The organism is Bifidobacterium pullorum subsp. gallinarum (assembly GCF_000741215.1).
Classification (GTDB): Bacteria; Actinomycetota; Actinomycetes; order Actinomycetales; family Bifidobacteriaceae; genus Bifidobacterium; species Bifidobacterium pullorum_B.
In genome coordinates, this window is record NZ_JGYX01000007.1 from 15,034 (window position 1) to 40,511 (window position 25,478).

At 65.5% G+C, this 25,478-nt stretch carries 22 protein-coding genes and 1 pseudogene; 13 read left to right on the forward strand and 10 right to left on the reverse strand.

The genetic code is table 11. The features are described from left to right. Nucleotides 1–66 precede the first annotated feature (66 nt). Nucleotides 67–819 carry a DUF881 domain-containing protein gene (locus tag BIGA_RS07960; protein ID WP_033506932.1) on the forward strand — a complete coding sequence of 251 codons (753 nt, stop codon included), beginning with the start codon at nt 67–69 and terminating at the stop codon, nt 817–819. Then, nucleotides 816–1,931: a class E sortase gene (locus BIGA_RS07965; RefSeq protein ID WP_033506930.1), complete on the forward strand. Its 1,116-nt coding sequence runs from the start codon at nt 816–818 to the stop codon at nt 1,929–1,931. The genes BIGA_RS07960 and BIGA_RS07965 overlap by 4 nt, the downstream gene beginning before the upstream one ends. A 172-nt stretch (nt 1,932–2,103) precedes the next feature. Here BIGA_RS07965 and pknB read toward each other — a convergent pair whose 3' ends face one another. From pknB to BIGA_RS08000, 7 genes are read right to left on the reverse strand one after another with little or no spacing between them, the layout of a single operon-like run. Beyond that, on the reverse strand, nt 2,104–4,143 hold the full coding sequence (gene pknB, locus BIGA_RS07970) for a Stk1 family PASTA domain-containing Ser/Thr kinase (protein WP_033506928.1): 2,040 nt from the start codon (nt 4,141–4,143) through the stop codon (nt 2,104–2,106). After that, a complete protein-coding gene (locus tag BIGA_RS07975) occupies nt 4,140–5,165 on the reverse strand; it encodes a serine/threonine-protein kinase (protein WP_081885352.1) in 1,026 nt (341 codons plus the stop codon). Before BIGA_RS07975 ends, pknB begins: the two co-directional genes overlap by 4 nt. Further along, nucleotides 5,162–6,628: a peptidoglycan D,D-transpeptidase FtsI family protein gene (locus tag BIGA_RS07980; protein WP_033506926.1), complete on the reverse strand. Its 1,467-nt coding sequence runs from the start codon at nt 6,626–6,628 to the stop codon at nt 5,162–5,164. Before BIGA_RS07980 ends, BIGA_RS07975 begins: the two co-directional genes overlap by 4 nt. Further along, nucleotides 6,625–8,052, reverse strand: a complete 1,428-nt coding sequence (locus BIGA_RS07985; RefSeq protein ID WP_033506924.1) for an FtsW/RodA/SpoVE family cell cycle protein — start codon at nt 8,050–8,052, stop codon at nt 6,625–6,627. The genes BIGA_RS07980 and BIGA_RS07985 overlap by 4 nt, the downstream gene beginning before the upstream one ends. Continuing rightward, nucleotides 8,049–9,641, reverse strand: a complete 1,593-nt coding sequence (locus tag BIGA_RS07990) for a BofC C-terminal domain-containing protein (RefSeq protein WP_033506993.1) — start codon at nt 9,639–9,641, stop codon at nt 8,049–8,051. Before BIGA_RS07990 ends, BIGA_RS07985 begins: the two co-directional genes overlap by 4 nt. A 5-nt stretch (nt 9,642–9,646) precedes the next feature. After that, nucleotides 9,647–10,162 (reverse strand): FHA domain-containing protein FhaB/FipA, encoded by a 516-nt coding sequence (locus BIGA_RS07995; protein WP_033506922.1) that lies wholly within the window; start codon nt 10,160–10,162, stop codon nt 9,647–9,649. A gap of 28 nt (nt 10,163–10,190) precedes the next feature. Beyond that, nucleotides 10,191–10,889, reverse strand: a complete 699-nt coding sequence (locus BIGA_RS08000; RefSeq protein ID WP_033506920.1) for an FhaA domain-containing protein — start codon at nt 10,887–10,889, stop codon at nt 10,191–10,193. Nucleotides 10,890–11,066: 177 nt separating this feature from the next. Here BIGA_RS08000 and BIGA_RS08005 point away from each other — a divergent pair, with 177 nt between their 5' ends. The 6 genes from BIGA_RS08005 (at nt 11,067) to BIGA_RS08030 (ending at nt 17,557) form a co-directional block, all read left to right on the forward strand. Further along, entirely contained in the window at nt 11,067–13,631 is a 2,565-nt protein-coding gene (locus tag BIGA_RS08005; protein ID WP_033506918.1) for a prolyl oligopeptidase family serine peptidase, read from the forward strand. 42 nt (nt 13,632–13,673) lie between these two features. After that, nucleotides 13,674–14,735 carry an alpha/beta fold hydrolase gene (locus BIGA_RS08010; protein WP_169743575.1) on the forward strand — a complete coding sequence of 354 codons (1,062 nt, stop codon included), beginning with the start codon at nt 13,674–13,676 and terminating at the stop codon, nt 14,733–14,735. 90 nt (nt 14,736–14,825) lie between these two features. Beyond that, nucleotides 14,826–15,338: a large conductance mechanosensitive channel protein MscL gene (gene mscL / locus BIGA_RS08015; protein ID WP_051917190.1), complete on the forward strand. Its 513-nt coding sequence runs from the start codon at nt 14,826–14,828 to the stop codon at nt 15,336–15,338. A gap of 182 nt (nt 15,339–15,520) precedes the next feature. Continuing rightward, complete coding sequence (locus BIGA_RS08020; protein ID WP_033506914.1) at nt 15,521–16,012, forward strand: prolyl-tRNA synthetase associated domain-containing protein; 492 nt, start codon at nt 15,521–15,523, stop codon at nt 16,010–16,012. A gap of 19 nt (nt 16,013–16,031) precedes the next feature. Further along, nucleotides 16,032–16,499 (forward strand): class I SAM-dependent methyltransferase, encoded by a 468-nt coding sequence (locus BIGA_RS08025; RefSeq protein WP_033506912.1) that lies wholly within the window; start codon nt 16,032–16,034, stop codon nt 16,497–16,499. Nucleotides 16,500–16,654: 155 nt separating this feature from the next. Continuing rightward, nucleotides 16,655–17,557 (forward strand): DMT family transporter, encoded by a 903-nt coding sequence (locus tag BIGA_RS08030; protein WP_033506910.1) that lies wholly within the window; start codon nt 16,655–16,657, stop codon nt 17,555–17,557. A gap of 116 nt (nt 17,558–17,673) precedes the next feature. Here BIGA_RS08030 and BIGA_RS08035 read toward each other — a convergent pair whose 3' ends face one another. Next, entirely contained in the window at nt 17,674–18,915 is a 1,242-nt protein-coding gene (locus BIGA_RS08035; RefSeq protein WP_394295749.1) for an Nramp family divalent metal transporter, read from the reverse strand. Between the two features lie 261 nt (nt 18,916–19,176). Between BIGA_RS08035 and BIGA_RS08040 the strand changes: the two genes are divergently transcribed. After that, nucleotides 19,177–19,692: a P-loop NTPase family protein gene (locus BIGA_RS08040; RefSeq protein WP_033506908.1), complete on the forward strand. Its 516-nt coding sequence runs from the start codon at nt 19,177–19,179 to the stop codon at nt 19,690–19,692. A gap of 102 nt (nt 19,693–19,794) precedes the next feature. On the opposite strand, the gene BIGA_RS08045 is transcribed toward BIGA_RS08040, so the two are convergent. Continuing rightward, on the reverse strand, nt 19,795–20,001 hold the full coding sequence (locus tag BIGA_RS08045) for a helix-turn-helix domain-containing protein (protein ID WP_033506906.1): 207 nt from the start codon (nt 19,999–20,001) through the stop codon (nt 19,795–19,797). Next, complete coding sequence (locus BIGA_RS08050; protein ID WP_051917191.1) at nt 20,001–20,495, reverse strand: DUF2975 domain-containing protein; 495 nt, start codon at nt 20,493–20,495, stop codon at nt 20,001–20,003. The genes BIGA_RS08045 and BIGA_RS08050 overlap by 1 nt, the downstream gene beginning before the upstream one ends. Before the next feature lie 216 nt (nt 20,496–20,711). Here BIGA_RS08050 and BIGA_RS08055 point away from each other — a divergent pair, with 216 nt between their 5' ends. The 4 genes and pseudogenes from BIGA_RS08055 (at nt 20,712) to mmsB (ending at nt 25,418) form a co-directional block, all read left to right on the forward strand. Further along, the gene (locus BIGA_RS08055; RefSeq protein ID WP_033506904.1) at nt 20,712–21,167 is read left to right on the forward strand and encodes a zinc ribbon domain-containing protein; all 456 of its coding nucleotides are present in this window, start codon (nt 20,712–20,714) and stop codon (nt 21,165–21,167) included. 238 nt (nt 21,168–21,405) lie between these two features. Continuing rightward, complete coding sequence (locus BIGA_RS08060) at nt 21,406–22,563, forward strand: substrate-binding domain-containing protein (RefSeq protein WP_033506903.1); 1,158 nt, start codon at nt 21,406–21,408, stop codon at nt 22,561–22,563. 141 nt (nt 22,564–22,704) lie between these two features. Continuing rightward, nucleotides 22,705–24,204: pseudogene (locus BIGA_RS08065) on the forward strand (ATP-binding cassette domain-containing protein); the annotation flags it as partial. Beyond that, nucleotides 24,201–25,418 carry a multiple monosaccharide ABC transporter permease gene (gene mmsB / locus BIGA_RS08070; RefSeq protein ID WP_033506901.1) on the forward strand — a complete coding sequence of 406 codons (1,218 nt, stop codon included), beginning with the start codon at nt 24,201–24,203 and terminating at the stop codon, nt 25,416–25,418. The pseudogene BIGA_RS08065 and the gene mmsB, both read left to right, overlap by 4 nt. Nucleotides 25,419–25,478: the final 60 nt, after the last annotated feature.

Below are 25,478 nucleotides of genomic sequence, written 5' to 3' on the forward strand. Positions count from 1 at the left end.
AGTCATAATAGTGGGTAGACTCGAAAGCGGCCAACAGGCGTACGAAAACCTTGGGCTGGAGGACATATGGCACGGCATGGGGGCAGACACGGTGCCCGGCGCTCTTGGGCCGGGGGAGTGGCCGTATTCCTTGTTGTGGCGCTGACCGGCTACCTGCTGATGACCAATCTGCGGGTGAACCGGACCACGCTGGTGACGGCGGATACCGCCGATCTGGTTGAGCAGCGTGTGGAGCAGGCCGATGCGCTGCGTGCCGAAGTCGACGATCTGAGCTCGCGCCTGACCGCGTTGAATGATCTGGTGGGAACCCCGTCCTCCAGCTCCGAGGAGGCCGGTTCCGGCACCACGCTGCCCGCCGTGCACGGTCCGGGGGTCACGGTGACGCTCGATGACTCGCCGTTATGGGAAACGGCTGTGGACAGTTCCGGTTCGGCCACCAATATCAACGATTATGTGGTGCATCAGCAGGATATCGAAGCCGTGGTCAACGCCTTGTGGGCGGGCGGTGCCGAGTCGATGATGATCCAGGACCAGCGTGTGCTGTTCAGCTCGGCGGTGATCTGCTCCGGCAACGTGCTGCTGTTGCAGGGCAAGCAGTACTCCCCGCCGTACACGGTGTCGGCGATCGGCCCGGTGGATAAGATGCTGGCGGCGCTGGACGAGTCGGAGGCGGTGCGGACCTACCGCGAATACGTCGGCGCGTTCGGGTTGGGCTGGAAGGTGGAGACGAAGGACGACCTGCAATTTGACGAGGCGGCCGCCCTGCTGCAGCCGCTGCAGTATGCGACAGCGACGGAAACCGAAGGAGTTGAGCAATGAGACACGCATCACATCGGGGGGCGGCGGCCGTCGCCGGCAAGCGCCGTCACGGAGTGGTTTGGAATGTGCTCGGCGTACTGATGGAGATCCTGTTCACGCTGGCGGCGGTGTGCGCGTTGTACATCGTCTGGCAGATGTGGTGGACGGGTGTACAGGCCGAGCACGAGCAGGTGGAGGCGCGGCAGTCCGTGGCGTGGGAGAACCCCGCCACCGACGGCGAACAGACCAAGGTGGCCCCGAAGCAGGAAGGCGATCCGCCGGTGCAGCCGGAGCAGGCCGCGGAGGGCGATCTGATCGCGCAGATCTACATCCCCCGCTTCGGCGACCAGTGGGAGCGCAACATCGTGGAGGGCACCACGCTGGAACAGCTGAACAAGCATGGCATGGGGCGCTACACCACCAGCCAGATGCCCGGGGAACTCGGCAACTTCGCCGTGGCGGGCCATCGCAACGGCTACGGCCAACCGTTGGGCGACGTCGACAAACTGCAGCCGGGCGACGCGATCGTGATCCGCACCCAGGATTACTGGTACGTGTACCACTACACCGAGTATGAGATCGTGACCCCGGACCACACCGAGGTCGTTGCAGCGAACCCGGAGAGTCCCGGCGCCGCCCCCACCAAGCGGATGATCACGCTGACCACCTGCGAGCCGAAGTACACCACCGCCACGCATCGGTGGATTAGCTACGGCGAATTCGATTACTGGGCCAAGGTCTCCGACGGCGTGCCCGCCGAACTGACGACCACCGACGAGTCGGGTGCCGTGCGTTTCGTCAACACGGAGCAGCCGACACCCATCGAACGGCTGGGGTCGATGCGGCCGGTGGTGATCGCGGCGCTGATTGCCTACGTGGTGCTGTTCATCGCGGCGGCCGTGGCCTGGCGCTGGCCGGTGCTGCGCGAGATCCGCGAAGGGGTCCGCCCGCGTCCCGACGTCAGCTTCTACGGCTGGCTGCTGCGGCACCAGCCCGGTGTGATGCCGATCCGGTGGCTGTTGGTGCTGCTGCTGGCGGTTGCGGCGGCCGGTGCGCTGCTGGAATGGGGATACCCGTGGCTGGCTGCGAACATCCCGTTCCTGCGCGACATGTCGAACTACGTGGCCGTATAGCCGGATGAACGGACGTGTCCGGCTACACGGCCACGTAACGAAGAAGGGCCTCCTCGTATACGTGATGCGGGTGAAGCCGGGCCTGTCACTCAAAACCAAGGGCCTCCCGCACGCGTGACGCGGGAGGCCCTACGCATATCCGCAACGACGTATCGCCGCTACTGCGCCGCCGTTACGGCTGTCCCTGTCCCTGACCGTGGCCGGGGTCGTCGTCATCGTCGCCGGTGGACGATGACGCCTTGGTGGTGACGGTGATCGTGGACCCCTTGCCGATCTGCTGCCCCATCGAGGACACCTCGGTCACAATGGCGGTGTCGTCGTCCGGGCCGTTCACGCTCACCACGAACCCGAGCCCCTCCAGCTGCTGACGCACCGAGGCCAGCGTATCCCCGGTGGCGAACGTCGGCACCGTGACCTGCTCCTTGCCCAGCGAGACCCATACGCTGATGTTGGCGCGCTGCTCCACGGTCGAGCCGGAGCCGGGATCGACGCGGGTCACCGAGCCTGCGGCGATGGTGTCGGAATACTCGGACTGCAGCGTGATGCTGAAGTTGTAGTCGCCGGTCAGGATCGACCGCACCTGGTCCTCGGTCTGGCCCACCAGACCGTCCGGAACGGTGGTGTTGCCCGAGGAGATGTACAGGGTGACCAATGTGCCCTCGTCAGCGCTGGTGCCCGCGGCCGGGTCGGTGCGCGTGACGCGGTCCTGTTCGACCTTGGGGCTGTCCTCGGTGCGCGTGGCGGACGCCACCTTGAACCCGGCGTCCACCAGCATCTGCCGGGCTTCATCCTGCGAGCGGTTGGACACGTCCGGCACGTCGGCGGAGTCGGGGCCGTCGGAGAAGTAGACGGTCACGGTCGACCCCTTGGGCACCGAGGTGCCGCTGTCCGGATCGGCGTGGGTGAACGTGCCCTCCTTCTCTGTGGATTCGGTGTCCTTGGCCTTCTTGCAGACCAGCCCGGCGTCCTCGATGGCCTGGCAGATGCCGGTCTCGTTCAGCGAGGCGCTCAGCTCGGGCACCGTGACCATCTCGACCGGCGGCGTGCGCAGCGCGAACCACCAGACGCAGAATATCGCGATCACGGCCACCACCGCCGCAGTCACGCCGCCGATGATCATCTGGCGCTTGCGCCGGGCCTTGGCCGCCTCGGCGCGCTGCTCGGCCCGGGTCTTGCCGGTCTGCGGCGTCACCTGCTCGAACTGGCCGGTGACCGGGTTGAACGCCTGCGTGGCCTGCCCCTCGGCAGCCGGGTTGAGCGCCACCGTGGCCGCATCCTGCTCGGCCTGCCGGCGCGCCTTCATATTGGTCAGATCGGTCAGCGGGTTGAACGCGGCCGCCACCGGCACGCCGCCGTTCATGAAGGTCAGCAGGTCGTTCTTGAACTCGGCCGCTGTGGCATACCGGTTCTGGCGGTCCTTGGCCATCGCCTTGGCGCAGATCGAATCCCACATCTTCGGCAGGCCCGGCACCACGGCGCTCGGCGGCGTCGCCACCTCGGAGACGTGCTGGTAGGCGATCGCCACCGCGGAGTCGCCGGTGAACGGCGGCCGGCCGGTCAGCATCTCATAGAGCACGCAACCGGCGGAATACAGGTCGGAGCGCATATCCACGGTCTCGCCGCGCGCCTGCTCCGGGGAGAGGTACTGCGCGGTGCCGACCACGCCCTGCGACTTGGTCATCGTGGCGGCGGAATCGTCCAGGGCGCGGGCGATGCCGAAGTCCATGACCTTGACCACGCCCTGCTCGGAGATCATGATGTTGCCGGGCTTGATATCGCGGTGGATTACGCCCATGCGGTGCGAATACTCCAGCGCGTTCAGCACGCCGAGCATCACCTGTTCGGCGTCGCGCTGGCTCAGCGCCCCGTTGACCTTGATGATGTCGCGCAGCGTCTGGCCCTTGACGTACTCCATCACCAGGTAGGGCACGCGTTCGGTGCCGCCGTTGGCGGTGGGGATGTCCTCCTCGCCCGAATCGTAGATGCTCACGATGTTCGGGTTGTTCATCTGCGCCACGGCATGCGCCTCGCGGCGGAACCGGGAGAGGAAGATCTGGTCGTTGGCGAAATCGGCACGCATGACCTTGACCGCCACGGTACGACCGAGGCGGGTGTCAAGCGCCACATAGACTTCGGCCATGCCCCCATGGCCGATGGACTGACCAAGCTGGTAACGCCCCTGTGCCAGCGAGTCGGGCATCATGCTGCTCATGCGTGTTCCCTCCGGTGTGCGGGCTCGTCGGCGTCACGGCCGCCGGCCCAGTTGTTGATGATGGATGCCACGGGCGAGGCGCCTGTGGTCGATGACATGCGAAAGATGGTTTCCGCCGCATGCGGGGCGCTGAACACCCGGCGCGGAATGCGGCTGTTCGGCGGCAACGTCATGGTTTCCGCCGCCTCGGTCTGCTGGTCGAGCAGCCGCCGCTCGATGCGGGTCATCGTGCGTGCGACCACCAGTGCGTCCGCGGGGCGGTCCCGCGGGTCCTTCTCCAGCATCGACATGACGAACTGCCGCAGTTGCAGGTCCACGGAGTCGGGCAGCGGCGGCACCGGGTTGTTCACATGCGCGGCCGCGATGTCGACCGGCGTGGCCCCGGTGAACGGACGGTGCCCGCACAGCCCCTCGTAGGCCACCACGCCCAGCGAGTAGATGTCCGACTGCGGGGTGGCCTGCTGCCCCTGCGCCTGTTCGGGGGAGATGTACTGCGCGGTGCCGACCACCATGCCGTCCTGGGTGATCTGCTCCTGATTGGTGGAGTAGGAGACGCCGAAATCGGTGATCTTGACCTCGCCGGTATCCGACACCATGATGTTCGCCGGCTTGACGTCGCGGTGGATCACGCCGTGCGAATGGGCCACGAACAGGCCGCGCGCCGTCTGCGCGAGGATCGGCAGCAGCTCGATCGGGTCCATCGCGCCCCTCTCGTGGTACAGGTCGGCGAGCGAGGCGCTCGGCACGTATTCCATGATCAGGAACCCGATGCCGTCATGCTCGTAGTATTCGAACAACGCCGCGATGTTCGGGTGTGCCAGATTGGCGGAGTTGTGGGCCTCCGCGCGCAGACGGCGCAGTTTGGCCTCAGTGTCGGAGGTGTCGCGCCGCAGCGCCTTGATGGCCACCGGGCGGCCGAGCTGGATGTCGTAGCCCTTCCACACTTCGCCCATGCCGCCCTGGGCCAGTCGGCTGTCCAGGCGGTATCGGCGATGGATGAGCTGTCCTTCGATCAGTTTCATTGCTTCAATGCCTCCTGCATCATCGCGCGCATCAGCGGCCCCGCGGCGTGCGCACCGTAATCGTTGACGTTGTGCACCACCACGGAGACGGCGATCTGCGGGTCGTCCGCAGGGGCGAACCCGATGATCCACGCGTCGTTGGCCTCGTTGCTCTCCCCGATCTGCGCCGTGCCGGTTTTGGCCGCGATGCTGACGCCGTCGATGGCCAGTGACGGGTTCTCCGCCGGGATGACCTGCTCCATCATCTGGGTGAGCTTGTTGGCGGTGTCGGCGCTGAACGCCTCGGACATCTTGTGCGGGTAGGTTTCCGAGATCACCGACAGGTCGCTGGCACGTACGCGGTCCACGATGGTGGGTTCCATCAGCGTGCCGTCGTTCGCCACGGCCATGGCGACCATCAGGTTCTGCAGCGGCGTGGACAGCGTGTCTCCCTGACCGATCGAGGCGAGGGCCAGCCGGTCGTCGGTCGGGTCCTCGGGGAAGCTGGAGGCCGCCGCGTAGGTGGGGGAGCCGGTGGCAGTGGAGCCGTCGATGAGGATCTGGTCGTCGTAGCCAAGATTCTCCGCCATGTCCCGGATGGAATCCGCGCCGAGGCTAACGCCGAGCTGGGCGAAGGCGGTGTTCGACGATTGCGCCAGGGCGTCCTGCAGCGTGATCTTGCCATCGGTGCCGTTCCCGGCGGCCGTGGCGTTGGTCAGGTCGGTGCTGGTGCCGGGCAGCGTGTAGCTGGCGCCTGCGGGGATCTCCGTGTCGGGCTGGTAGTCACCGGTTTCGAGCGCCGCCGCGGCCACGATGACCTTGAACGTGGAACCCGGCGGGAACAGCTGGGAGGTGGCCCGGTTGAGCATGGGGTTGGTCGGCTGGGAAACCAGGTCGGTGTAGGCCTGGTTGGCTTGGTTGCCGTCGTGCACGGCCAGCTGGTTCGGATCGTAGCTGGGGGTGCTGGCCATGGCCAGGATGCGCCCGGTTTTGGGATCGCTGGCTATGATGGCGCCCTCCTTGCCGTCCAGGAGCTGGTAGGCGAGCTGCTGCAGCGTGGGGTCGATGGAGGTCTCCACCGACGCGCCCTGCGATTGGTTGCCGGTGAAGGTGTCCTTGAGCTGCTGCCAGAACAGGGAATCGGCCTGGCCGTTGAGCTGTTCGTTGCGCGACGCCTCGATGCCGCGGTCCACGCCGTGCGTGATGGAGAAGTATCCGGTGACGGGCGCGTAGACCGGTCCGTTGCTGTAGGTCCGCTGGTAGGAGAATGGGTCGTTGACCGGGTCGGATTGGGCCAGTACGGTGCCGTCGGAGGCCAGGATCGCGCCACGGGGCGCGCCGATGGTGTGGTACAGCATGCGCGTGTTGCGCGAATCCGCGTTCAGATCATCGGCCTTGATGGCCGTGATGATGGTTGTGGACAGTCCGAGGACCACGAACAGCGCGACGACCGCGGTGAACAACTGACGTAGGGCCTTGTTCATGCCGCACCTCCCGTCGCCGAACGCGGCCGGGCGATGGGCTGCGTGGCGGCCTCGCGCTCCTTGAGCTCATGTTCGCGCAGCACGGCCAGCGCCTCGTACTGGAAGGTGTCGGTGCTCACCTCGGGCTCCGGCTTGTTCGCCGCATTGGAAATGACGATCAGCAGCGCGGCCAGCAGGTAGTTGGCGATCAGGGAGGAGCCGCCCGCGGCCATATAGGGCATGGTCAGGCCGGTCAGCGGGATGACGAGCGTGATGCCGCCGACCACGGTGAACACCTGGAATGCCATCGTGAACACCAGCCCGGAGGCCAGCAGCTTGCCGAACCCGTCCTTGATGCGCATGGCGGTGATCAGCCCGGAGGCGATGACCAGCAGGTACAGCATCAGCACCGCCAGCAGGCCGCTCAGACCCAGCTCCTCGCCGAGCGAGGCGTAGATGAAGTCGGAGTTGGCCAGCGGGGTCAGCGAGGGGTGCCCCTGGCCCAGCCCGGTGCCGAGCAGTCCGCCCGAGGCCAGTCCGAACAGGCCGCTGACGATCTGCGCCGAACCGCCGGGGTACCGGTCGTAGATCTCCTGATCGAAGGGTCGCAGCCAGGCATCGACGCGGTAGCCCACATGGGCGAAGATCTGGGCGGCCAGCACGGCGCCCGCCGCGAAGGCGATCACGCCGATGATGATCCAGCTCTTGCGGCCCGTGGCCACGTACAGCATCGAGACGAACATGGCGAAGAACATCAGCGAGGTGCCCAGATCATGCTGCAGCACCAGCACGCCCATCGACGCGAGCCACACGATGATGATCGGCCCCATGTCCTTGATGCGGGGCAGCTGCAGCCCGAGGAACTTCCTGCCGCCGACCGCCAGCTGGTCGCGGTGGTCGAACAGGTACGCCGCGAAGAAGAACGCCAGGAACAGCTTGGCGAACTCGCCCGGCTGTATCGTGCCCAGGCCGAAGATGTTGATCCAGATGCGGGCGCCCTGGATCTCCATGCCCAGGCCGGGGATCATCGGAGACAGCAGCAGCACCAGGCCGACCACCATGCTCACGTAGGAGAACCGTCGCAGCACGCGGTAGTCGCGCATGAACACCACCAGCAGACCGCACAGCACCAGCGCCAGGCACATCCAGATCAGCTGACGGAACGCCACCGCGGTATCGGCCGCCTGGTCGATGCGCGCGATCATTGCGGTACCGATGGCGGTGAGCAGCAGTACGCAGGGCATGATGGTCTGGCTGGCGTAGGGCTGGAAGCGGAGCATCAGCCCCCACAGCACCAGGTACAGGACCATGCCCGCGCCCAGCATCAGCGTGTACTGCATGGGGAACGAGCCGGTGGTGCGTTCGAACATCTGGAAGAACGCGAGCAGGCTGATGGCCATGGCCAACAGCAGCAGGGCGATTTGACGGAAGCGGATGGCGATCATCGCTCGCCTCCGTCCTGTTGCTCGGAAGTCTTAGTGCCGTTGGACTTAGAATCGGCGGACTTGGCGTCGTCGGTCGTGTCGCCCTTGGTGTCGGTGTCCTTGGTCTTGGCATCCTCGGACGACTCGCCATCGTCCTGCGACTGCTGCGCCAGCGCACGGCTCTCCTGCTCGATCTGTTCGGCGTGGGCGCGGGCGTCGTCAAGATCGTCGAACACAATGCCGCGGTCCAGCTGCGTCCGCCAGTTCTCGGGCAGGTCGTCGACGTCCAGCCCGGTGCGTTCCACTGGATGGGAGAGCTCCAGCCCGAACAGGTTGGTGGGCACGCCCTGATAGATGGCCATCTGGCCATCCGCGACGCCGAGATAATACTGGGTCTGCGACCACAGATACCCGCCCACGGCGGCGCCGGCCAGCGCGATCAGCATCGCCACGATACCCAATGCGATGAGTATGCGCGCGCGGACCACCTTGGCACGGGAGATGCGCTCCCGCTTGTCATGCTCACGGTGGATCGCCTTGGCCACGTCGGGATCGTTCGGATCGGCGGTCAGGCGTCCGTCGCGCTTCTGCACCACGGGGATTTCGCCGGTATCGGGCTCCTGCAGGTCCCCGGTCTCCTCACGGACCGTGGACGGCTGCACGGTATGCTGCACGGCGGCCTCATGCGCCTCCTGCGTCAGCGCGGCCGCACGCTGGGCCGGCGAATCTTTGCCGCTGCGCAGCGCGGGGGCGGTGGACACCGGTTCGTTGATGATGTCGGCGATCGGCTCCAGACTGGCGCTGGCGGCCCCGCCCACCAGCGGCGTCTGATGCGGCAGGTCGAAGGCGTCGGCGTCCAACGCCAGCGTGGCGTCGGCGATCACCGCGGTCACATTGTCGGTGCTGCCGGCCCGCAGCGCCATAGCCACGAGCTGTTGCGCGCATTCGCCCTGATCGGCGACCGTGGACAGGATCTCCTGGATGGTGGAATCCTCCAGCACGCCGCTCAGGCCGTCCGAGCACAGCAACCAGCGGTCGGCCGCGTGGGCCTTGCGGATGGCGATGTCGGGCCTCGGGTCGATGTCGAAGTCGCCGAGCACGCGCATGACCACGTTGCGCTGCGGATGGTTGCGCGCCTCGGCCTCGGTGATGCGGCCGGTGTTGATGAGATGCTGCACGTAGCTGTGGTCCTGGGTCATACGCACCAGGTGGCCGTCGCGCAGCAGATAGGCGCGGGAGTCGCCGATATGCGCGAGCACCCAGTACCCCTCCACCAGCGCGACCGCCGTGACGGTCGTGCCCATGCCGGCCAGTTTGCGTTCGCGTTTGGCCTTGCCGACGATGGCGTCGTGCGCGGCCAGCACCGAGGTCTCCATCATCGTGGCGCAGGAGTGGACGTCCAGCTTGGTGTCGTCGCGTTCGATATGCGCCAGCGAACGGATCGCAATCGTGGAGGCCGTGTCGCCGCCGGCGTGGCCTCCCATGCCGTCGCAGATGGCCACGAGATGCTCACCGGCGAACGACGAGTCCTGATTGTTGCTGCGGACCGTGCCCACATCCGAAACGGTCGTGGAATACAGGAACAACGATTGCGAAGTATCGGAAGGCAAGATCGTCACCTCAATTCGAAGGTGGTGGCGCCGATGCGTACCGGAACGCGGGGAGCGAGAACGGTCGGGGCCGAGATGCGCTGCTGGTTGACCACGGTGCCGTTCGTGCTGCCGAGATCCTCGATGGCCCACTGGCCGGACGCGGCATCGGGGTAGACCCGGGCATGATGGGACGAGACGAACTCGTCATCCAGCACCACGGAGTTTGACGCCGCCCGTCCGAGCGTGATGGCGCCGGCGTTCAGCTGCACGGAGGTGCCGGCCAGCGGTCCGTCGATGATGACCAGCAGGGTCGGCGAGGCGTGGGAGACGGGCATCTCATGCGTGGCGGGCGTCGGCACCGGGGTCGGCGAGGCCGCCGCCTTCTGGGCCTGACGGGTCTTGCGGCGGTGTGCGCGCGACTTGCGCGGGCTCAGCGTTTCAATGTCCTTGTACAGCGAACGCACCGTCAGCCAGACGAACACCCACAGCAGGATCAGGAATCCATACTTGAGAATCGCGAATGTCAGTTCGGTGAACATACCAGATTACGGCTCCTGCGCGGATGGGCTACGCCTGCTCCTGCGAGGCCCAGTACAGGATGCGGGTGCGGCCGATGGTGATGGTGTTGCCGTCCAGCAGCGTGGCGGCCGGCACCTGATGGCCCTCCACATACGTGCCGTTGGTCGAGCCCAGGTCGCGCGCGATCACGCCGTTGTCGGTGATGTCGATCTCCAGGTGCTTGCGGGAGATGCCCGGGTCGTCGATGACGATGTCGCAGCCCGAACCGCGGCCGATGACGGTCTGCGGCTTGGTGAGCAGGTATTGGTTACCGTTGACCTCCAGCACCGGGCTGTCCTCGGACTGGTCGTCGGTGGTCACGGGCACGGCGTTGCCCTGCACGGATTCCGAACTCAGGTTGAAGCTGCCCTTGCTCAGTTCGAGATCCTCCTCGAAGATCACCACCACAGGACCCACGAAGGCGTAATGCTGGCTCTTGGCGTACTGGGTCAGGTTGTCCGCAAGCTCGTTGGCCAGGGCTTCGGAGCCCCACTGCTCGATGCGGTCGAAGTCCGGGGTGCTCAGCTTGAACCGGTACTCGTTCGGCGCTACGGTGCGGTCACGCCCGACCGGCATGGCCTCGGCGTCGATCTCGCGCTCAAGGGCGCTGGAGAGGTCGACAGGCTGCAGGTCCTTGGACCCGAACTTGGAGAACACTCCGTTGACCGCGCTTTCCACGCTTTTCTCAAAACGGTCGAGAACGCTCATAGTCACACCTTTCTATTCCTCACCTATCCTACGCAAAGGCGCGAACCTCCCTAAATATCGGCCGCAATACTTGCAAAATTCGCCCATGCGCACGGGTCAGTGGGGAAGAAGAGCGAGATGCAACGTTATTCCCGCGGCGTTCGCCCGCTGGGCGGGGCGGCGGGTAGGTTGGGGCATATGACTGAACTGACTGCATCACAGGCGATAGCCGCATTCCCCCGCCGCAAGGCCCGCACCCTGCGGTTCACCTCCGGCGCCCCGCGCTCCGCGCAGGCGATCGGCGACGGCACCCGCGCATTGTTCCTACGCTCCGACGGCCCCGAGGACCTGGTCACGGCGCTGTGGCTGAGCGTCTGGTCCGCCGACGGCACCGACCACCGCGAGGTGCTGCTCGCCGATCCGCGCCGGCTGCTGGCCGATGCCGACAGCGAGGAGGTCTCCGAAGAGGAGAAGGCCCGCCGCGAACGCGCCCGCGAAGGCGGCCAGGGCATCGTCTCCTATTCGGTGGATGCCGCCGGACGCCGCGTGGTGTTCACCATCAACGGCCAGCTGTTCCTGACCGAGATCAACGAGGACGGCACCGGCGACGTGACCCGCGAGGTCGCGCTCGCCGACCCGCAACTGTCCGTCATCATGCCGCACATCTCCCCGGACGGCCAGCTGATCGCCTACACCACCGGCAGCGAGGTCCGCGTGATCGCGCTGGGCGCCGACGCCTCCCAGGACGAGGATTGGGCCGTTATCGGCATCGACGAGGACGAGTGCACCTATCCGGACCAGTCCGTGGGCCTGGCCGAGTTCGTGGCCGGCGAGGAGATGGACCGCTACGAAGGCTTCTGGTGGTCCCCGGACTCGCGCGCGCTGCTTGTGCAATCCACCGACGAGGAGCCGGAGCCGCTGTGGTACATCAGCGACCCCGCCGACCCGTCCAAGCCGGCCGCGGCCCGCCGCTACGCCCGCGCCCTGACCCGGAACGCCATCGTCTCCCTGGCCTATGTCGACTTCACCGTCCTGCCGGCCGCCGAGACCCGGCCCACCCCCGTCCCCTCCGACGAGGAGGACCCCCTCGCCTTCGCCGACTTCACCGAACCGCGCGTGCAGGTCTGCAACGTGGCCGACATCGACTGGGATCACGAGACCTACGAGTACCTGGCCGCCGTCAACTGGAGCAAGGGGCACGAACCGCTCCTGCTGGTTCAGGACCGACTGCAGCACCACGACCAGGTGCTTGAGGTGCAGCTCAAGGCCGCCGGATTCCACGCGGGCGTCGACACCGAGGCCGCCATCGGCGAGCCGGTCGCCACCCGCGTGCTGGAGGAGCATGAGAACCCGCAGTGGCTGGACCTGATCCACGGCACCCCGGCGTTCACGCCGGACGGCCGTCTGATCTGCGCGGTCAACGACATGGAGCACGACACGAACCGGCTCAGCGTGGACGGCGTGCCGTTCACACCGGTCGGCTGGCAGGTGCGGCAGGTCCTGGACGTCACCGATACCGACGTGCTCGCCGTCGTCTCCCGCACCCCGGAAACCGCCGGCGACGCCGGGCTCGGCACATGGGACGACGCGGATCTGCACGATGCCCGCAGCTGCGACGTGGTGAGCTTCGACTACCACGGGGCCGTCACCCAGTGGACCTCGCGCCCCGGCGTGTGGACGGCCTCGCGTGCGGGCAAGGGCATGGTCATCTCCGGGCGCGATATGTGCTCGCCGTATGCCGGCATGCACCATAGCCTGCGTCTGCCCGAAACCGTGGATCCCATCGCCACGGCCGAGGAAGGACAGACGATTATGACCGGCGGGTCAGCCGTCGCCGGGATCGCCAACCACGCCGCGGACCCCGGCATCACGCCGAACACTCGATTCGTCACGTTGCCGTCCGAACACCGGCTGCTCGCAGCCATCACCGCTCCGAGCGAATCCAGCCCCTATGCGCAGGCCGAGAGCCTGCCGGTGCTGCTCAAGCCGTATGGCGGTCCGGGCGCCCAGCAGGTGCTGTTCAGCCAGTCGTACTATTGGGAATCCCAGTGGTGGGCCGACCAGGGCTTCCTGGTCGTCACCGTGGACGGTCGCGGCACCCCCGGCCGCGGACCCCAGTGGGACCGCGCCATCTACGAGACCATGAAGGACGTGACCCTGGCCGATCAGGTCGAGGCCGTGCGTGCGTTGCCCGCGCTGTGGTCGGCTGACACCGCCGTGCCGTCGGTGCGCTGGACGCCGCGGGAGGGGGCCAGGCTGGCCGTCTGCGGTTCCGACGCCACCGTTCCGCAGCTCGACATCGTGCGCCGGAACGACCTGCTCGACTGCCCCAAGCCCGACCTGGACAAGGTCGCGATGATCGGCTGGTCGTACGGCGGCTTCCTGTCCGCGCTCGCCGTGCTCGACGCGCCCGACGTCGTCCACGCCGCCTGCGCCGGCGCGCCCCCGACCGACTGGACGCTCTACGACACCCATTACACCGAGCGCTACCTGGGCCTGGACCCGGAGGTCTACCGCCGCAACGGCATCGTGGAGGACGCGCCCAAGCTGCGCCGTCCGCTCATGCTCATCCACGGCTTCGCCGACGACAACGTCACCATCGCCCACTCGCTGCGGCTGAGCCAGGCGCTGATGGCGGCGGGCCGCCCGCACACCTTCCTGCCGTTGACGGGCATCACCCACATGACCAACGACGAGACGGTGGCCGAGAATCTGCTCATCCTCCAGCGCGACTTCCTCTACGACGCGCTGGGCATGCGCTGAGGGGCGTCCGGGCTGGTCACGCCGACCACTACAGTCATAACCATGGATCTGATCGACGAATCCCGATACGACGAGCAGATGCGCGTGATGGTGCTGCCCGCGCTCGCCGCCTGCTGCGAGGAAGGGTGGATGGAGCCGGCCCGGGCGGAGGACCTGCCCGAGCTCGACCATCCCGGTTCGCTGCACTACCTGTGCTACGACGCCGCGAAGTTCGACGATCTGCGCGAGGACGGCGCCACAGCCACGTTCCGTGGCGCCGTCGTCATCTCCTACGGATTCACCGAGAACGCGCGCAAATACTCGGAGCTGATCTGGTACTTCCTGCTGGACGGCTATTCGGTGTGCGTGCTCGAACACCGTGGGCACGGGTTCTCGGTCCGTGACGTGGACGACCCGAGCGTGGTGTGGATCGACGACTGGCGGCGGTACGTGGCCGACCTGGGCAAGTTCGCCGAAACCGTTGGGCTGAGGTACGCGGGGGACCGCCCGATGGGGCTGTACGGGCATTCGATGGGCGGCGGCATCGGGGCGGCCGTGTTGGAACGGCGTCCGACGCTGTTCGACAAGGCGGTGCTCTCCTGCCCGATGATCGCCCCGGTGACCGCCGGCATCCCCAATGCGGTGGCGGCCGCGGCGTCCGAAGTCGTCTGCGGCATGGGATTCGGGAAGAATCGGGTGGTCGGGCAGAAACGGTTCACCGGGGAACTGGACATGAGACCGTACCGGGGTGCGAGCGAGGCCCGTGTGCGCTGGTATCATCAGCAGCGCTGCGAGACGCCGGAATACCGGACGAACGCCGCCAGTTACCAGTGGGTGCGCGAGGCGTTGCGGCTCTCGCGCTCCATTCTGGACCCGCAGGCCTGCGCCCGCATCGAGACGCCGATCCAGCTGTTCCAGGCCGGACGCGACGTATGGGTGCGCAACGAGCCGGAGAACCTGTTCGTGCGTCGTGTGCGTGACGGCGGCGGGCAGGTGCGGTTCGAGCGCTTCCCCGATTCGGTGCACGAGATCTTCTCGATGCCCAATCCGGTGCTTGAGGACTATTACGGCCGCATCTTCGCGTTCCTGGACGGGCCCGTGGAGCCGCTCGACGATCAGTGCTGAGCGGTGGGGCGGCGCGGGTTGTCGGCGAAGAACCGTGATAATGGATGACGGCGTTTTGTACGAAACCAGAAGATTGTAAGGAGGGCGTTCATGCCCAGCGTGAATGATGCGGCCAAGGCCGCGCTCAATGTAACCGGTGGCGTGGCCAAGAACGTCGTGGCCCTGACCGACAAGGGCCCGCTCGGCGGCTTCAAGAAGTTCATCTCCCGCGGCTCGATGATTGACATGGCCGTCGGCGTGGTCATGGGCTCCGCCGTCACCACCGTGGTCAACTCCATCGTGGACAACCTGATCAGCCCGCTGATCGGCATGATCGGCGGCGTGCCGGATATGTCCAGCGTGCTGACCATCACCTTCAACAACTCCACCATCTCCTTCGGCGCCATCCTCAACGCCATCATCAACTTCCTGCTCATCGGCGTGGCCGTGTACTTCTGCGTGATCCTGCCGATCAACAAGCTGCGCGACCTGTCGGCCGCCGCCCTGGCCGAGGAGGAGGCCGAGGAGGCTGCCGCCGCCGGCCCGACCACCGAGGAGCAGACGCTGGCGGTGCTGCAGGAGATCCGCGACGAACTCAAGCGCACCAACACCGCTCAGGCCTGACCCGTCCGGACCGGGTGGCGAATCCCGCCCCGTCCGGTATCGACCGCACGACGCGCATCCGATGTTCGGGTGCGCGTCGTGCGCATATGGGCGGCCGCGCAACAGCGTCCGTTGCCGGCGGGTACGATGGGTGGATGCGAACCGATGCCGGTATCGCACGCTGACAGGAACGGAGACGGACGATGGTGGGCAGCCGCGAGATCTACGAATATCTGGACCGCCGGCACATCCGGCATGAGATCGTCGAGCACCAGCCGGTCTACACCATGGCGGACCTGCCGCAGGTGCCGATACCCTACCCCTCAGGGGAGGCGAAGAACCTGTTCGTACGCAACGACAAGAAGAACCAGTACTATCTCATCACCGTGCAGGGCGCCAAACGGGTGGATCTCAAGGACCTCCGTCGCCGCTACGGCACACGGCCGCTGAGCCTGGCCTCGGAACAGGACCTGCAGGACATGCTGGGACTGTCGGCGGGGTCGGTCACGCCGTTCGGTCTGCTGAACGATGCGGACGCCACGGTCCGGTGGTTCCTCGACCGCGCCCTGCTGGAGGGTGACGGCGTCATCGGCGTACACCCGAACACCAACGACGCGACGGTATGGATGAACACCCGCGACCTGATCGCCATCATCGAGGAACACGGGAACCCGGTCGACATCGTGGAGATCTGACCCACACGAAAGGACAACGGTGGACTACCAAGACATCAACGCGGCAACCATCACACGATGGATCGAGGACGGCTGGGAATGGGGCAAGTCGATCGACCACAACACCTACGCCCAGGCGCTCGCCGGCGAGTGGGACATCCTGCTGACCCCCACACGACCGGTGCCGCACTCATGGTTCCCGGAGGACCTGCGCGGGCTGCGCGTACTCGGACTGGCCAGCGGCGGCGGCCAGCAGATGCCAATCCTCACCGCCCGCGGCGCGCGCTGCACGGTGCTCGACTACACGCCGGCCCAGCTCGACGCCGACCGGACGGTCGCCGAACGCGAAGGCTACGACATCGACCTCGTCCGCGCCGACATGTCCAAACCGCTGCCGTTCGCGGACGCCTCATTCGACCTGTATGGGGACACGAACGGCTACGGTCGCCTGCACGAGCTCGGCATCCCCAGCTTCTGGGCCACGCTCGCGCAGAAGCCGGAAGACTGACGGTCGGCTGATGCCGTCGCCGTGGGGGCGGGCCGCAACGGAACCGCGACGACGGACGTTCCCGTATCGCATAATGCCGTTGGGCGCGGCGTGACTCGGACGGCGGTAGAATCGCACGCGGAGTTTTACGGACCGTGAGAAGAAGGAAACCTGCGATGCGTCGTGCGACGTTCGAACGAACCCCGAAATCGCTGCTCATCGGCATCGGCGTAACCTTGCTGGGCGGCGCGCTGTGGGGCGTCAACGCCACCGTATCCAAAATCCTCATGTCCGACTACGGCGCCGACCCGCTGTGGATCGCCAGCATCCGCCAGCTCTGCGCCGGCATGCTGTTCCTGGCCGCGGCGGGCGCGACCAAGCCGAAGCTGCTGACCGGAGCCGTGCGCGACGTGCGCTCCTACCCCGTCTACCTGCTCGGCGCGCTCATCTGCGTGATGGCCACGCAGGTCACCTACCTGAACGCCATCAAATGGACCAATTCCGGCACCGCCACCGTATTGCAGACCCTGAATCTACTATTCGTGCTCGCCTGGGTGTGCCTGCGCGGGCGGCGGCTGCCCGGCAAACGGGAGACGTTGGGCGTGGCGCTCGCGTTCATGGGCACCGTGCTGATTGCCACCGGCGGCGACCTGACCACGCTGACCTTGCCTCTCGCCGGCCTGATGTGGGGTCTGGGCGATGCGTTGGCCACGGCCACGATGTCGATTCTGCCGGTCAAGGTGATGGGCCGGTACGGCAACTTCACCGTCAACGGCTTGATGTTCCTGATCTCGGGGGTGATCCTGTGCGCGGTCGTGCGGCCGTGGGCGCACGCGCCGCAGTTGGACGCGCTAGGTATCGGACTGATGGTGTTCACCGTGGTCGGCGGTACCTTCGGCGCCTACTGGCTGTATATGTCCGGTGTGATGCGGATCGGCGCGATGCGCGCCACGATGCTCGGCACCAGTGAGCCCGTGCTGGCCACCATCTCCGCCGTGGCGTTGACCGGCGCCGTATTCACTCCGGTCGATCTGGTCGGTTTTGCGATGATCTTGGCCATGGTGTTCCTGGTGCGGTAGCCTGGGCCGGACTTGGTAGCCGGAGGAATCGGCCCGGGGTTTGCCTCGGTGAGTTGGTTCGCCTAGCGCGGTGCCGGCGGCTCACCCAGCGGTGATGTCTGAACGCGTGAGCCGTCCTACAGCGTGAGGAAGATCAGCGCCGCGTTCAGCGCGATGATCAGTCCCGTGACGGCGATGAATACCGCGTGCTTGACCGGACCATCGGCGTACTCGCCCATCAGCGTGCGATCGTGGGTGTAGCGCAGCAGTGGGATGATCGCGAACGGGATACCGATCGACAGAATCACCTGACCGACCACCAGCGCCTGCGTGGGATTCGGCGCAAACCACAGCACGGCCAGGCCCGGCACCAGGGTCACGATCCGGCACGCCCACATCGGCGGGGTGAGATGCAGCAGTCCGCGCATGATCTCGGCCCCGGCGTAGGTGCCCACCGACGTGGAGCTCAACGAGGATGCCAGGAGTCCGATCGAGAAGATCATGCCGACCGCCGGGCCGAGCGCGGCCGTGATTGCCTGCTGCGCGCCTTCGATCGAATCGGTTCCGGCCATACCGTGCAGCGAGTGCGCGGCCAGCACCAGCAGGCTGAGGTTCACGGTGCCGGCCAGCAGCAGGGCCCACAGCACGTCAATCTTCGAACCGCGCAGCAGCGTGCGTGTGTCGGGCCTGATGCGTCCGTCAGCGTAATGGTCGTTGACCAGCGTCGAGTGCAGATAGATTGCGTGCGGCATCACCGTCGCGCCCAGCATCGACGTGGCCGTGAGCACCGAGTCGGTGGTCGTGAACCGTGGCAGCAGTCCCTGCGCGACCGCGGTCGGATCCGGCGGATCGACCAGCAGACCGGCCATGAAACCGAGCGTGATAACCAGCAGCAGGCCGATGACGATCCGTTCGAACAGTCGATGCGTGCGCCCGCCTTGGAATCGCAACAGCAGCGTGGAGACCGCGCCGATGATGCAGCCTCCGATGAACAGCGGCAGCCCGAACAGCAGATGCAGCGCGATCGCTCCGCCGATCAGTTCGGCCAGGTCGGTGGCGATGGCGATGACCTCGGCCTGGGCGAAGAACAGGAACCGACCCGCGTCGCCCATCCGCTCGCCGAGCAGCTGCGGCAGCGATTTACCGGTGACAATGCCGAGTTTGGCGGACTGGTATTGGATGAGGACCGACATCATGTTCGCCAGCGCCAGTACCCACACCAGCAGATAACCGTACCGGGCTCCCGCCGTGATGTTCGCCGCCACGTTGCCCGGGTCCACATACGCGACGGCCGCCACGAACGCCGGGCCGAGCATGCCGATGAGGGTACGTCGGGGCGTGGGCGTCGCCGTGACCTGCGGCGCGGTTCGGGTGTCCATCGGCATCACCTCCACGATCTGTCATACCTCCGTCAAGTAAACATGAATCGCCGCGACGGCTGGGTCCGGGGCGCCGATGGTCGAACGGCGTCGCGATGCCTTGGTAATGCTGGGAATTCCCGGCGGGCAGGGCGGGGTTGTTCGCTGTGCGTAAAACCAGTTGTGAGCGAGGTCACACGGCGACGCGGCCATGCGGGTATGATTCCGTAGGATTGATGAAGGCGGCGTCATGTCCGGTGTTCGGCGATGGATGGGAGAGGAATGAAGATCAGCGTGCTGGGATTCAGCGGCAGTGGCAAATCCACGCTGGCCGGTGCGTTGGGGCGGCGATACGGGGTGCCGGTGCTGCACCTGGACCGGGTGCAGTTCGCGCCCGGATGGGTGGAACGGCCGTTGGACGCGAAGGTTGCGGATGTGCAGCGGTTCCTGGACGGCCATGGTGATGGCGGTTGGGTGATTGACGGCAACTATGCGGCGTTGCTGCAGGAGCGACGGCTGGAGGAGAGCGACCGGATCGTGATTCTGGCGTTCGGACGCTGGACGTGTCTGCGCCGTGTGCTGGCGCGGTATCTCCGATATCATGGCCGGGCTCGCGAATCGATGGCCGAGGGGTGCGACGAGAAGATCGACCTTGAATTCATCTGGTGGGTGCTGCATGAGGGGCGGAACCGCTCCCACCGTGAGGCGCTGCGGGCCATTCGCGACCGCTGGCCGGACAGGACCGTGATCATCCGCAACCAGCGTCAGCTGGACGCATTCTATCGGTCGATGGCGTAGGGGCGGTTCGCACTATCTCGCGTTACGCAATCAGGAGGGTTGAAAAACCGGGCCTGCGCATGCGAATCCTTGAGGTAGTGCGAACCTTGTCTACAACTCGATTCAGTCGTCCACCCATTCGAGGATGTCACCGGGCTGGCAGTCGAGCGTGCGGCAGATCGCGTCGAGTGTGGAGAAGCGGATGGCCTTGGCCCGTCCGTTCTTGAGCACGGCCACATTGGCCGGCGTGATGCCGACGGCTTGGGCGAAGTCGCCGACACTCATTTTCCGCTGGGCGAGTAGAAGATCGATGTTCACGCGGATCGCCATCAGATCACCGCCTCCAGTTCTTCGCGCTGTGCGGTGGCGGCGGCGAGCAGTCCGCGCATCACGATCATCAGCAGGGTCAGCGCCGTGCCGACGACGGTGAGTATGGTCAGCGCGATCACCAGGATGGGCGGGCCGAGGGAGGCGATGAGATTATGGGCCAGCAGACCGATGACCAGCGCGGTGTCAAAACTGATGCATCCGATGATGAGTCCGACCCAGCGGAACGCCGCATCGGAGAACACCGAAGATGACGCCGTCAGTGACAGCAGCCGCCAGATCGCAATGAGAGCGATGTCGAATCCGAGCATCAGCAGCTCGCAGACGATGAGATACGGTATCCGCAGATAGGCGAATTCCGGCGCGTCCACTGCGAAATCGGACGACACGGCTGGCAGGAGCCAGATGTGGACGGCCGCTGCGATGGCCAGCAGTAGCGCTATCAGAGCTTTGAGCATCCGTATGGCGACCGGGTGCGTCTGCGGCGTCGGTGTCATGGCTGTTCCTTTCGAAGATGGTGTGGATGTCTGCCCACCCCCAGTATATATCGATATTCGATAGATAACTACCGAATATCGATAGATTTGGTGAAGGTGGGTGTTGACTAATCGCAGTGAGGCTTCGGTGCAACAGTCTGTTGCCAGTGGCGTGTGGGACGATGCGTTTTCCCTACGATGGAGCTGAAACGAAGCTTGTGAGGAAAGGAACCGGTCATGGCCATCAAGGATGTGCTGCCGCGTCTGCGTCGGGAGCGTGGGCTGACTCAGGAGGATTTGGCCAAGCGTCTGTATATCACCCGTCAGGCGGTGAGTAGATGGGAGCGCGGCGAGACGACTCCGGGCATCGATATGATCAAACTGATCGCGCGCGAGTTGAATGTGCCGATCGTGGAGCTGTTGGAGATGCCCGAACAATATTGTCAGAGCTGCGGCATGATGTTCACCGGGCCGGACCAGCACGGACACGAGGCCGATGGTGCCGAGACGGCGGAATACTGCCGTTGGTGCTATGACGATGGCGCGTACACCTATGCAACCACGATGGACGAGATGATCGAGGATTGCGCTCCGCGCATGGCCGAAGCCATGGGGTGGAGCGTGGATGAAAGCGCCTCGTTGCTGGGCGCGGTATTGCCGACTCTGAAGCGTTGGCGCGAATCTGCGGCATAGGGGCCTCAGGCGCGGCCGTACCGGTGACGGGGGGATGGGGGTCGTCTCGGCGACGACGCCGACGACCGTCATGCCGCCTGAATCGCCGCATATGAATCAGGAAGACAAACATAAACCCCCTATATTCGCTTTTTTGAGTTTGATAACCGGACGCAAGCGGGTATATTCGGGGTATTCGCGGGACGAGCCGCGAATCGGACGGGCACAGTGGTCCGTCCGAAACGTCAAAGGAGATCATATGCGATTCACGAAGAAAGCCGTTGCGTTGCTTGCCGGCGCGGCGCTGTGTCTAGGTCTGGGCGCGTGCGGAGGTTCCCGGGGCGGCCAGCAGGCAGGCGGAGAAGCCGGATCCATCGAAAAGGGCGCCACGATCGGCATCTCAATGCCTACCAAGTCGGAGGAACGCTGGAACAAGGACGGCAACAACCTCAAAGCCAAGCTCGAAAAGGCCGGCTACAAGGTCATCCTGTCGTTCGCGGACGACAAGCCGGCCCAGCAGAACGCAGACATCGAAAACATGGTGAACAACGACGCGAAGGTCGTCGTGGTCGCCGCCAAGGACGGCACCGCAGTCGGCCCCGCCGTCGAGAAGGCGCATGACGCCGGTGCCAAGGTCATCGCCTACGACCGCCTGATCATGAACACCGAAGCGGTGGACTACTACGCCACCTTCCAGCTGGAACAGGTCGGCGTGCTCGAAGCCAACTACCTGATCGACAAGCTCGGCCTCAAGGATGGCGCCAAGGGCCCGTTCAACATCGAACTTTTCACCGGTTCCCCGGACGACAACAACGCCAAGTACTTCTTCAAGGGCGCGTGGGACCTGCTTCAGCCCTATTTCGAGTCCGGAGTGCTGGTCAGCCCCTCCAACCACGGCCAGGGCGTCACGAAGGACTTCACGGTCGACGATTGGCAGGCCATCTCCGTGCAGTCGTGGAAGACCGAGCAGGCGCAGAAGGACATGGAATCCATCCTCGACTCCACCTACGCGCATGGCGAGAAACTCGACGCGGTGCTTTCCCCCTACGACGGCATCTCGCAAGGCGTCATCAACGCCATTGAGGCCAAACGACCCGACATGAAGCCCGGCACCGACACCTGGCCGTACATCACCGGACAGGACGCGATGGAGATCGCCGTGTCGAACATCGCCAAGGACAAGCAGGGCGAGACCGTGTTCAAGAACGTCAACGAACTGGCCGACGCGGTGTACGAGATGATCATCGAAATCGCCGAAGGCAAGGAGGTCTCCGGCATCAACGGCGAATTCAACAACAACAGCATCGACGTGCCGTCCAAGCTGCTCGATCCGCAGAACATCACCAAGGACAACCTGTCTGATCTGGTCAAGGCCGGATACATCACGCAGGAACGTTTCGACGAGCTGACCAAGTGAACGACCGAACCGATGCGCGGCACGCGGCCCGTCCTCTCGGCGGGCCGCGCACCCCAGCCGGCATCATGACGAGGAAGTGGTGACATGTCCGAAAGAGACACCATTCTGACGATGGAGCACATCACCAAGACGTTCGGACCGGTCAAGGCCCTGACCGACGTGAACCTTACCGTCGAGCGCGGGGAGATCCACGCGATCTGCGGCGAGAACGGCGCCGGCAAGTCCACGCTGATGAACGTGCTCTCCGGGGTATACCCCCACGGCAGCTACGACGGCCGGATCGAGTTCGACGGCAAGGAGTGCCGGTACCGCACCATCAAGGACTCCGAAGCGGACGGCATCGTGATCATCCACCAGGAACTCGCGCTCAGCCCGTTCCTGTCGATCGCCGAGAACATCTTCATCGGCAACGAACGCGCCCGTGGCGGCGTGGTCAACTGGGACGAGACCCGCGCACAGGCCGCGCGCCTTCTTGAACGCGTGGGCCTGCCGGAGGACCCCGACACCAGGATCGCCGACATCGGCGTAGGCAAGCAGCAGCTGGCGGAGATCGCCAAGGCCCTGTCGAAGAACGTCAAGCTCCTGATTCTCGATGAGCCGACCGCGGCCCTGAACGACGAGGACTCCGAGCACCTGCTCGGTCTCGTGCGCCAGCTGCGCGACGAGCAGGGCGTGACCAGCATCATCATCACGCACAAGCTCAACGAGGTCGCCGCGATAGCCGACAACGTGACCGTCATCCGCGACGGCTCGACCGTCGGACAGATGTATGTGACCGAGGAGACGCCGCTCGACCAGGACGAGCTGATTCGCAAGATGGTCGGCCGCGAACTGACCAACCTGTACCCGGATCATCCATCGAACCCCGTGGGGCCGGAATACCTGCGTCTGAAGGACTGGACCGTCCACCACCCGCTCGACCCGAACCGGGTGGTCGCCGACCACGCGAACATCACCGTGCACGCCGGCGAGATCGTCGGACTGGCCGGACTCATGGGCGCGGGCCGCACCGAACTCGCGATGAGCGTGTTCGGCCGTTCCTACGGCTCCAACATCTCCGGCGAGGTCTACGTCAAAGGCAGGAAAACCGAACTGCACAACGTGCAGGCCGCCATCGACGCGGGCCTGGCCTACGCCACCGAGGACCGCAAGGCATACGGGCTGAACCTGCTGCAGAACATCCGCGAGAATGCCTCGCTCGCCTCGCTGCGCAAGCTCAGCCGCCACGGCATCATGGACGACAACATCGAACGCAAGGAAGTCAGCCGGTACCGTCGGGACTTCAACATCAAATGCCGCGACATCGACGTGCCGGTTTCCACGCTCTCCGGCGGCAACCAGCAAAAGGTCGTTCTCGCCAAATGGGTGATCGCCGACCCCGACATCCTGATCCTCGACGAACCGACCCGAGGCATCGACGTCGGCGCTAAATACGAGATTTACGAGATCATCGACCAGCTCGTCGACGCCGGCAAGGCGGTGATCGTCATCTCGTCGGAGCTGCCCGAGCTGATCGGCATCTGCGATCGCATCTACACCGTCAGCCAAGGCGTCGTGACCGACAACGTCGACAAACAAGGATTCACCCAGGAATATCTCATGCGCGGCATGACCAAGGAAAGGGAGGTGGCCGTACGATGAGCGCAACAACCGCGGCACCAGCACAGACAACCAAAACCGGCGGACTGCTCGCCACCATCGCCAACAACGCACGGCAATACGGCATCGTGGGAGCGCTGCTCATCATCGTCGTCGTGTTCCAGATCCTCACCGGCGGCGTGCTGCTCAAACCGAACAGCTTCGTCTCGCTGATCCAGCAGAACGCCTACGTGATCATCCTGGCCATCGGCATGGTGATGGTCATCATCGCCACCCACATCGACCTGTCGGTCGGCTCGCTCGTGGCGTTCATCGGCGGCATATGCGCACTGTTGATGGAACGCCAGGGCGTCAACTGGGGACTGGCCATCCTCATCTCCCTGCTCGTCGGCCTGATCGTCGGCGTATGGCAGGGCTTCTGGGTCGCCTACGTCGGCATCCCCGGATTCATCACCACGCTGGCCGGCATGCTGATCTTCCGCGGACTCGCCACCGTCCTCGTCGGCGAATCCGTGCCGATCACCTCCGAATCGTTCCGCGGCATCGCGCGCAACTACCTGCCGAACGTCCTCGGCTGGTGGGGGCCGTTCGACGGTCTGACCATCGTGCTGGGCGTCGCCTGCATCGCGGCCTTCGCCTGGAGCCAGCTGCACAAGCGCATCCGTGCGCAGCGGGTCGGCCTCGTGCCCGAACCGATGAGTCTGACCGTCATCAAGATCGTCGTCGCGGCGCTCGCAATCGGATTCGTGACCTACCTGCTCGCCTCCTCCGGCAACGCCGACCAGGGCGGCACCCCGATCATGCTCGTCATCGTCGGCGTGCTGGTGCTGATCTACAACTTCATCCTGACCAAGACCGTGTTCGGCCGCCACGTGTACGCGGTCGGCGGCAACCGCAAGGCCGCCGAGCTGTCCGGCATCAACACCAGACGCGTGGACTTCACGCTGTTCGTGCACATGGGATTCCTGTCCGCGGTGGCCGCGGTGTGCATGCTCTCGCGTCTGGCATCCGCCACCGCGCAGGCCGGCATGGAGTTCGAGATGGATGCGATCGCGGCCTGCTTCATCGGCGGCACCGCGGTGACCGGCGGTGTCGGCACGATTCCAGGCGCCGTCGTCGGCGCGTTCGTGATGGGCGTCATCAACCAGGGACTGTCGATCATGGGCGTCGACACCGCGATCGTCAAGACCATCAAGGGTCTGGTGCTGCTCGGCGCCGTCGCGGTCGACATCATGTCCAAGCGCAAGAAGCGCTGACCCGCACACAGCCGCCGATCCGGTCGGACCCGTACCGCCTGCGGGCGGGGCCGACCGGAT

Bases quoted from the DNA above. Each gene is read 5' to 3' on its own strand.
- BIGA_RS07960 (WP_033506932.1), top strand. From the start codon at position 67: ATGGCACGGCATGGGGGCAGACACGGTGCCCGGCGCTCTTGGGCCGGG.
- BIGA_RS07965 (WP_033506930.1), top strand. From the start codon at position 816: ATGAGACACGCATCACATCGGGGGGCGGCGGCCGTCGCCGGCAAGCGC.
- pknB (WP_033506928.1), bottom strand. From the start codon at position 4,143: ATGAGCAGCATGATGCCCGACTCGCTGGCACAGGGGCGTTACCAGCTT.
- BIGA_RS07975 (WP_081885352.1), bottom strand. From the start codon at position 5,165: ATGAAACTGATCGAAGGACAGCTCATCCATCGCCGATACCGCCTGGAC.
- BIGA_RS07980 (WP_033506926.1), bottom strand. From the start codon at position 6,628: ATGAACAAGGCCCTACGTCAGTTGTTCACCGCGGTCGTCGCGCTGTTC.
- BIGA_RS07985 (WP_033506924.1), bottom strand. From the start codon at position 8,052: ATGATCGCCATCCGCTTCCGTCAAATCGCCCTGCTGCTGTTGGCCATG.
- BIGA_RS07995 (WP_033506922.1), bottom strand. From the start codon at position 10,162: ATGTTCACCGAACTGACATTCGCGATTCTCAAGTATGGATTCCTGATC.
- BIGA_RS08000 (WP_033506920.1), bottom strand. From the start codon at position 10,889: ATGAGCGTTCTCGACCGTTTTGAGAAAAGCGTGGAAAGCGCGGTCAAC.
- BIGA_RS08005 (WP_033506918.1), top strand. From the start codon at position 11,067: ATGACTGAACTGACTGCATCACAGGCGATAGCCGCATTCCCCCGCCGC.
- BIGA_RS08010 (WP_169743575.1), top strand. From the start codon at position 13,674: ATGGATCTGATCGACGAATCCCGATACGACGAGCAGATGCGCGTGATG.
- mscL (WP_051917190.1), top strand. From the start codon at position 14,826: ATGCCCAGCGTGAATGATGCGGCCAAGGCCGCGCTCAATGTAACCGGT.
- BIGA_RS08020 (WP_033506914.1), top strand. From the start codon at position 15,521: ATGGTGGGCAGCCGCGAGATCTACGAATATCTGGACCGCCGGCACATC.
- BIGA_RS08030 (WP_033506910.1), top strand. From the start codon at position 16,655: ATGCGTCGTGCGACGTTCGAACGAACCCCGAAATCGCTGCTCATCGGC.
- BIGA_RS08035 (WP_394295749.1), bottom strand. From the start codon at position 18,915: ATGGACACCCGAACCGCGCCGCAGGTCACGGCGACGCCCACGCCCCGA.
- BIGA_RS08040 (WP_033506908.1), top strand. From the start codon at position 19,177: ATGAAGATCAGCGTGCTGGGATTCAGCGGCAGTGGCAAATCCACGCTG.
- BIGA_RS08045 (WP_033506906.1), bottom strand. From the start codon at position 20,001: ATGGCGATCCGCGTGAACATCGATCTTCTACTCGCCCAGCGGAAAATG.
- BIGA_RS08050 (WP_051917191.1), bottom strand. From the start codon at position 20,495: ATGACACCGACGCCGCAGACGCACCCGGTCGCCATACGGATGCTCAAA.
- BIGA_RS08055 (WP_033506904.1), top strand. From the start codon at position 20,712: ATGGCCATCAAGGATGTGCTGCCGCGTCTGCGTCGGGAGCGTGGGCTG.
- BIGA_RS08060 (WP_033506903.1), top strand. From the start codon at position 21,406: ATGCGATTCACGAAGAAAGCCGTTGCGTTGCTTGCCGGCGCGGCGCTG.
- mmsB (WP_033506901.1), top strand. From the start codon at position 24,201: ATGAGCGCAACAACCGCGGCACCAGCACAGACAACCAAAACCGGCGGA.